Consider the following 847-nt stretch of genomic DNA (forward strand, 5'->3'; position numbering starts at 1 on the left):
TAACGTGCCCAATCCTTGCGATAACCTGGGGTAAGTGATTGATAAAAGGTAAGCAGTTCAGGCGTATCGCCCAAGTCCTGCTCCACACTTGGGATCATGGAAATATAATCGTCTACCTGTTGACTTGGCTTTGAAGAAATCTGACCTTTGCCCCCGGCATCCTCTTTAAACCCGACAACTGTAAACACATCATCAAGTCCTACCATACGTGCAAACTTGATYGCGCTTGTCCCAATATAGCCATCCTCATCACTGCCTAGCCCCGCAAACAAGTCATCACGATGTATAAATGTTGGATACACTTTGTTACCCATTTTAGGATATGCTGCAAAGAGGTAACCCTTCTTACGAAGATGCTGATGTTCAATTATGCGATCAACGAGTTCCTTTAATGACTCCATATCCAACACAAATGCAAAAATAAGATCATACGCTTCAGCCTCGAGCGCAGTGTCATAGTCAGTCAGCTCCGCAAAATATTCCGTTCCTTCAGGCTGGTTCAAAATGGCTGCTTGATTGTACTTATGTAAATTCAATTTTTCTACGATTGATTTAGCCACTATGCATCATCCCCTACCCTATATGTATTCAGATGCTTGCTGAATCATTGAAAAAGCCCTCCATGACAGACAATGTCATTAAGTTAAGGCGCAGAGCCAGATATCAAGAAAAAGAGCAGGTTATCGAAAAGATAGCCCGCTCTTTTTTTGCGCGAAAATAAAAAAAGACTTGACAAGCAGTTGAAGATGTGTGGCGTAGCCCCTTGAAAAAAACGAGGAGGTTTCGCCAATGAATGAGTACGCGAATTCGCTAAAAGTAACGCTGACATCCCTCATACGAGAAATGT

At 42.7% G+C, this 847-nt stretch carries 1 protein-coding gene; it reads right to left on the minus strand.

Annotated elements, in window-relative coordinates:
* The coding region (locus AC1DWN_RS34555; RefSeq protein ID WP_477563313.1) for a YdeI/OmpD-associated family protein at positions 1-560 on the minus strand (560 nt) is incomplete at its 3' end.
* Positions 561-847: the final 287 nt, after the last annotated feature.

The organism is Paenibacillus sp. P4_A7 (genome assembly GCF_056402455.1).